Genomic DNA, 8,105 nt, shown 5'->3' with positions numbered 1-8,105 from the left:
GCATCTTATGTTTAATTTTTTGCACTATATGTACCTTATGTCTTCACAACATTTCTAGGTTTTTACCTATATAAGTTGAAACTCGCTTATACTTACAAAGTGTTTAGGACAGTATAATATGCTAATTTGCAGGATTAGAGAGTAAATACTATCTACCACGGTATATCTTTTGCCTTTTTTTTGCCTAGTAAATTTCTAAAACATTTATGACTAAAGGTTAGTTGCAATAAAAAACAACTGAGTCGCGATTATTAAGTATTTAAAACATAAAAAAACGCTAATGTTTTTAAATAGATATTAACTAGGGCTTCTTTTGTCTTTTTCTTACTTAGTGGATTTCTTAAATATTTGTAGCTGAAGATTTACCGACAACCGCTACTTGTTAGTGGCTGAGGAATACTGCGAATGAATTGTGGTATGACGAGGGAGAGCAATTGATAAATTGTCATGCCAGATTTACATGACCCCATTGTAGGGCGACCCAGTGCCAGCTATTTGATAAGAAATTTGGGACAAAGGGCATTGAGAACTTTACAACCACTCTCCTATCCTTTCTAGTTGTTTATAGCTGTTAAACCTTAGGAATTTATCAAAATATGGAGAGGCAACAAAAGGAGTAGTATTTTTTAAATAATTAGATAAAAAATCCGGCAAATCACTCTGAAATTCCTGTACTTTTTGTCTGTAATTTTTTAGAGAAATAACTTTTATTTTATCATAGTCAAGTTTCCAATAAGCAAGTTCTGAAACTTCTTTTCCAGTTGTGTATTCCACCGCTAAAGCTTGTAAAATTAATTGCGGAAAAAATCCCGACATAACTTCTTCATTGGATGGTGGCGAACCAAGCTTATAGTCTATAATTACCGCTTGTCCATTTGGCAGATACTCAACTCTATCGCATCTTGCTGTCAGAGAAATTTCTTGCAGCTCCCAAGTAGCTTTAGCATTATGCGCAGAAACGCGATAGGAAAAGCTCTTCTCCAACTCAACACGATTGCTTCTAGCCTTATCAAATTCAACAAAAGATTGAATTATCCCTTGCAGCCTTACCCACCACATATTTGAAAAATTAAACTGACTAGTTGAGAACACCTCTTGTGCAATGCTCATTGGCGATTCTCTGTTGCGTAAATATCTCTCAAGAATGCTGTGCACCATATTGCCAAATTCTAATATCGACGGCTTAAAATTTAAGTCTTTTAATTGCTTAAGGTTTAGTATATATTCAATGTAAAATGAGTAAGGATCACGGATCAGTTTCTCTACCGCACTGCAAGGCATCACTTGCATTTTTTCTTCTCTGACTTTAGTTTGAGGTTTCGGCATAGGTTGAATACACGGAGTAACGTATTCAGGCATATTTAATACTCTTAGCCAATCGCGATAAGGGTATTTTGACTTCTGTAATAGAATTTCCAGACGACGCAATAGAATCGGCTTCCTATTGCTCAGCAAGCCTGTAATATAAACTTTACTCGCACAAAACAAATTGCGTAAATTATACAAAAAATACCCCTGCTCCTCTCGCACGGAAGGAAGACTGAATTTTTTTCTTGTCAGTGCATTCAAAAATGGACTTTGAAAACTTGGTATATCATTGAATCCAGCAAGTATTACAACTTTATTGTGATATAAACTAAATTTATTTAAGTCACTTACTGCAAAAAAAAACTCTTTTCTTAAAAACAAAGTCAGAATCTGACTATATAACTCCAAGGAGCATTTTATTGCAACGCCCTCACATGCATTTAAGAAATCATGGGTAAAATTACCCATTTCGTTACTCAATTCTAAAAAATCCACACTAGACAGCATACTAACACACTGCAAATGAGCTGTTACTACATCAGAGATAGGGCAATTCGTAGAATTGAGTAAAGGATTAAGTATAGTTTCTAACTTATTGATAATAATTAATATATCTTCTTTATATCTTAGCTTTTTATGGATACCAATAACTTTTACAATGTCATCAAGGCCGCTTGTATTAAAGCTACGTAATATCTCTATTTCAAACTCAGATAAAATTTTACTGTACTCTTCTTGAGTGTAACCAAAAGTCACTAGCCTATGTTTAAGGAGCGAAAGCAATGCTACACTGTTCCAATTCGAAGTCAAAACTTCGATACTATAGAGGAAGAGCGTTACATAAGAGTAATTTTCTGATGCGGAACATGTTATGCGAGCTGCAAGCAATTTATCAAAGACAACTAAAGAAACGTTTTCATAACCTTCATTCTCTATAATTAATGACATCACTTGTGATTCTTCTTCTCTAGAATCACAAGTTATAACTTCAATATTTTCGATGTACCTATCACTAACCTTGCTTAGGTCAGCGGTGGTATCAAAGATGTAATCCAGATATTCTGCAGTCACCCCAGTCCTCTGGTTACAGATTCTAGCGCCATGTGCTGGAGGGAGTGCTTCTGGTAGGAAACTTATATCCTCTCTGCTTACACTTAAATAATCCAGCAGATTTTTTAGGCAATATTGATAGTGTCTTTTGTCAAGCGATTTCCAATCCTTCTCTTTAATTTTCAAATTAAGATTAGGTAAAATTATCTTCCCAAATGGCAATTCATATATAGCCTTAATCAATAACTTATAGATTTCACCCTTTCCAATTCCAACAAAGATTATATGTTGATCTTCCTGCAAAGAGATTACCATATTATTTATATAGTCACTCTTATATTTTAACATATCCATTACTCCTAGATTTTTTAAAGTTTTACTCCAAGCTTCAACGAGCAAGTTTATGAAATTCTCTATTTTCTTTGAATGGTCATTGAGTTGATAATCATCCGTTATTTGAGTACATTGAACCTTATCAAGTAATGACGGCAAGCTATAAGCTAAATCTATGGGAAAATGGTCGTTATTTTTTTTATTCCATTCCAGTATGAATTGAATCAATAGTAGTATCCTTTTTGTTGGTTTGATAAATTTAATCCTATCAAGATTTAATATTAAATCTTTCTCATCAATGTTCTCTAGTGAAACTATCTCTGGCAAAATTATGCATTTTTTAGCGTCATAATTCTTGAACGCACTCAGCATTGCTATTACATCGCTTTTACAAGGAAGTATTATTTTTATCTTGGAAATTTTTTCTTTCTCATATTCAGAAAATATGTGCTGAACCAGCGTATCGAAAAAGGATTCATCCACACTAACAGTAAAAATTCTTCCCACGAAAGATAGCAGTTAACACGATGCTTTATTGTATAACAAAATATAAATGTGCTCACAATTTCTTATGTTATTATACGTTAAAATCTTTTAATATTATATGACAAACATTAGAATAGAAGTTTTAAATAAATGCGAACAAGTTGGCAACAGATGGTTAGTCAACGTTTATTCGATCTACATAAGTAAAGAATTACCATCAAAACTATATAAAGAAATTTGTAAGCTATTTTATAATGAAACCATACAAGACTGCCGTTATTACTCCTACAGTAAAAACTTCGAAGAAATTCGATATGATTTCATAGAGCCACAAGCTGAGTGGGGCTTAGAAGTAAGCTTCTTACCTGGCATGACCGATAATATCGGTAACACAGCAAGGCAAATTGTTAGAGAGTATCTAATAAGTAAGGGCTATGTCGACCCATCTGTCATCCCAGTATCAGGCACTGGGATCAAGAAAGGGAAGGTGCAAGTTCCAGCGTCAAATGCTGGAATGATATCAATTGAGATAAAAGCAAGAAGTTCAAAATTGATTCTAGGGCAAGGAAATTTGCCAATTGAAGACGACATAGAATTCAACCCAATCACTGAGTATTGCGCACTTATTTATAAAGAAAACGGCAATTGCTATTGTAGGCATTATGGTAAATTAAAAGATATCATACCAGTGCCCAGACGTTGGAATCCAGAAAACTTAACTGCAACCAAGCAATTGTGTAATAAAAACTGGATTTCAGTGTCAAGTACTGGGATGACACCATCTTCTATACAAACTATCTGCAAATTACAACATTCACATACTAAAGCACTTTGCACGGAAGTAGGAGCTAAGCCCGTCGACCTCAACGTAAGTGATCAAGAGCTTGAAAAAATCAGTAGAGATGGAATCAATAGTAATGGTACCTTAGGACTTTCTCTCGCAGCAATGAAAGCCATAAAGGATTATTTCAACAAACTCGGTAGAAACCCATACGATATTGAACTTGAGTCTCTAGCACAGACCTGGTCTGAACACTGCAAGCACAACATTTTCTGCTCTCCCATTGATGAAATAAAAGACGGCTTATATGCACATTATATTAAGCGTGCAACGTGTGAGATAAACTCTAACATATGCATGTCAGTCTTCTCTGATAATGCAGGAGGAATAATCTTTGATGACGATTACTTGATTGTAGATAAAGTTGAAACTCACAATAGCCCTTCAGCTCTTGATCCATTTGGTGGAGCAATGACTGGAGTGCTTGGAGTTAATCGTGATATAGTGGGTTTTGGCAAAGGTGCGGAGCCTATAATGAATACCTACTATTTTTGCTTTGCTAAAGAAGCAAAAGGTAAATTTTATAGGGACAAGGAGCGTACTGATGAGACTTTACCACCAAAATATATCATGAAAGAAGTGATTCACGGCGTTAATGTTGCTGGTAATTGCTCTGGCATTCCAACACAACTTGGATCGGTATATTTCGATAACAGATTTTGTGGAAAGCCATTAGTCTTTGTTGGAAGTGTAGGAATTATCCCACGCAATATAAACAACGCACCTTCACACATCAAAAAGCCCCAAAATGGCGATAAGATTGTAATTATTGGTGGAAGAGTGGGAAGAGATGGAATTCATGGTGCAACGTTTTCTTCAGAGGCATTATCAGGAAACAGCCCCTCAACAGTCGTGCAAATCGGAGATCCCATAACACAAAAAAAATTATCCAATGCCGTCATAGAAGCAAGAGACCTCAGTCTTTATAATGCAATAACAGACAACGGGGCAGGTGGTCTATCATCGTCCATTGGTGAAATGGGAAAGGATGGATTTGAGGTTGATTTAAGCAAGGTTCTACTCAAAAGTGATGGTATGGCTCCATGGGAAATATGGATATCAGAATCACAAGAGAGAATGACCTTAGCAGTGCCAGAAGAAAATCTGCCTATATTTAAGCAAATCATGAAAAAACATGACGTGGAGGTCAGCGTAATCGGAGAGTTCAATAGTACAGGTATGTCGACAGTTCTAATCCCCTCCGCCTCACCAATAATGAATATCGAAACTGAGTTTCTGCATGATGGTAACCCTAAGATGCACTTAAAAACAAAACCGTGGTTTAAGGAGACTACTGCTACCCTAGCGTCACGTACTGGAACAACACTGAGCCAAGAAGTCGAACTAAAAGAAATGCTAAGCAGACCAAACATATGCAGCAAAGAGTTCATAGTGGTGCAATATGACCATGAAGTTCAAGGGTCGTCAGTGTTGAAACCATTGCAGGGCAAGGGAAGGGTGTGCAGCGAAGCTGTTGTCTTAAGGCCGATTCTTTCTTCAAACAAAGGCGTTGTAAAATCTCAAGGATTTGGCTCAAATTATGGAGAAATCGACACTTATCATATGGCAGCATGTGCAATTGACACTGCTATACGTAATTATGTAGCTGCAGGAGGAAATATAGAACATCTAGCGTTGCTCGACAATTTTTGCTGGTGTGATGCTTACAATCCAGAAAGGCTGTGGCAACTAAAGAGAGCCGCAGAAGCTTGCTATGATTATGCAATCGTATTTAAAACACCATTCATATCAGGAAAAGATAGTATGTTTAATGACTTTAAGGGATATGATGAAAATGGCAAGGAAGTGATGATCTCTGCACCACCTTCATTGCTCATCTCAGCAATTGGGATTATAGAAAATATTGAAAATGCAGTATCGCTTGACGTAAAAATGCCAGGAGACTTGATATATATGCTTGGTACAACCCATGATGAGCTTGGTAGATCTGAATATCAATTATATAGTGGAATAGACAATAACAATGTACCAAAAGTTGATGCAAAGAACGCCAGAAAGTTATACAAGTGTTTCAACCAGGCAATAAAAGAAAGCATTGTTGCTTCCGCAATTGCACTAAACCTGGGAGGGCTGGCTATTGCTTTAGTAAAATCACTAATTGCAGGAGATCTAGGTGCCGAAATTGATTTTCCGTTAGTGCCAGTAGGGAAAACACAAAACACAGATACAATAAACAAAATAATAATGTTTTCTGAATCACAAAGTAGAATTTTAGTTACTATCGCACCACAAAACCAGAAGAGGTTTGAAGAATTGTTTAAAGGTACAGTCTATTCATGTATTGGTAGAGTAACAGAGGAGAAAATTCTAAATATCAGGGATATCTTAAAAGTAGATTTAAAAGACTTAAGATCATGGTATACTAATCTAAGTATTTTTTGATTATGATAAATAATTCTTTCACTATGTGTAATATTTACTTAGAATAAATGTATATTGTTACATTTGGGTAGGTAATTATGTTTATTTTATCAATTCTTTTGTTTATTAGTCTTTCTTTACTCAACAGTTCAAATAAATTGACAATATGCGCTGCCTTAGTTATAGGAGCTGCTTTAGTTGTAAATTCAATAATTGAGTTTTATGGTAAGAGAAAAGCTATGTACAGCCTAATAACGTATACAGTGTTATGTTGTGTTCTTAAATGGCAAAACTTTAGCTTGATGATATTGACTTCATATATTGCAATTTTAGTATCCCTCTTCTCAGGTATAATCATTTTTGAAAAATTGAAATCTAAGTTCGGGTTCCATATAACAAATTTCATTACCTTAATTACAGTATCGGTAATTGATAATACCGTTACGTATTTTGGGCTATTATACAAATTTTCTACAGATAAGTGCCTATTAATATATATCAAAGACTTAACTCTTAAATTTTCCTACGCATCAATATTAAGCATCTGCTTGTTTATAGCAGCACATTTATTTTATCTAGCAAAAAGAAAGTATATTAAGCTTTATACCTAACCTGTTTCCTAACAGTAACTTCATGTTTCTAAAGTCGATTAGTTCATACTAGCAAGGTACAGCTACTGCAAGCTTAAATCAGCTATAATAATTTTACAACACTAGGATCTTTTGCTTACTTTGGTGGTAGGGTGTTTCACAGCAAACTAACTGAAATATATTAACTTTATGCACAATATTAGCTCTAAACCAGTAAAGTAGATTTCAACATATGCGTTTTCTTTGTTCTAACTATGTTCCTTTTCTATCCCTATGTTGTGTTTTGCTTTTTTCATTACTTTCAGCAAAAGCCCATACAAATGATACGTCAGTAACAGAATTTGTTCCTACACCACAAAGGAAAAAAAAGATAGTTGAGCAACTCAGTACTGTTACTATGAAATAAACAGTACAACCTAGGCAAATCATTGAAATGCAAGAAGAAGTTACTATTGACAAAAGTGAAGAATCTACTCAGGTTCCGAGAAGAAAAAAAAGCGTAGATGAAAAATCGAGAGATATTGCAAAGCCTAGAGAAACAAAAAGTGAAATAAAAAGCGTAAAAAGTATCGACAATAAAAAGAATGAGTTAGTCATAGCAAAAATTATTGACTCTATAAGAAACAAGCTTACAAAATGCTGGAGCGTTCCTGAAAGCATAGCTTACAAAGAGAATTTTAGTATAAAAATTAACTTATTATTATCCAATCAAGGCGAAATAATCATGGCTAATGTAGCAGACAGTAGTTCCTGTAAAAATAATCCACTTTTTAGGTCAATAGCAGATAGCGCAATGCGTGCAGCATATAAACGCAGGCCTATAACCGACTTGCCCATTGAATACCACCACATTTGGCGTGAAGTAATACTAGACTTTATTTTAAACGGGTAAAATTTTATAACACACATATCATCCAAGCAGTAACACTGTTTTCTTTTATAGCGTCACGCACTGGGCGTAGTTCATCATACCGCGATTCATTCGCGTTACCTCTAGATCCTACTGCTTGTCAGCGGGATGATGGTAGCTACAGAATAGTATCCATTCACTAAGCGGTGTGAGAGACGATAGATAGGAAATTATGGAAAGGGTTTAGCTCCTTTTGTTTCCATGT

2 protein-coding genes and 1 pseudogene are annotated in these 8,105 nt (G+C 35.1%); 2 read left to right on the top strand and 1 reads right to left on the bottom strand.

The genetic code is table 11. The features are described 5' to 3' along the window. Positions 1 to 531: 531 nt before the first annotated feature. Positions 532 to 3,198 carry a PD-(D/E)XK nuclease family protein gene (locus CCY16_RS03415; RefSeq protein WP_179946045.1) on the bottom strand — a complete coding sequence of 889 codons (2,667 nt, stop codon included), beginning with the start codon at positions 3,196 to 3,198 and terminating at the stop codon, positions 532 to 534. 97 nt (positions 3,199 to 3,295) lie between these two features. On the opposite strand from CCY16_RS03415, the gene CCY16_RS03410 reads away from it, so the two are divergent. Together CCY16_RS03410 and CCY16_RS03400 are read left to right on the top strand one after the other, a co-directional pair. After that, on the top strand, positions 3,296 to 6,421 hold the full coding sequence (locus tag CCY16_RS03410) for an AIR synthase-related protein (protein ID WP_088414952.1): 3,126 nt from the start codon (positions 3,296 to 3,298) through the stop codon (positions 6,419 to 6,421). Between the two features lie 801 nt (positions 6,422 to 7,222). Beyond that, a pseudogene (locus CCY16_RS03400) lies at positions 7,223 to 7,882 on the top strand (hypothetical protein). Positions 7,883 to 8,105: the final 223 nt, after the last annotated feature.

Source organism: Wolbachia endosymbiont of Wuchereria bancrofti, from assembly GCF_002204235.2.
Classification (GTDB): Bacteria; Pseudomonadota; Alphaproteobacteria; order Rickettsiales; family Anaplasmataceae; genus Wolbachia.
Note: the sequence above shows the minus strand (reverse complement) of the source record. Positions and strands in the feature narration are given on the sequence as shown.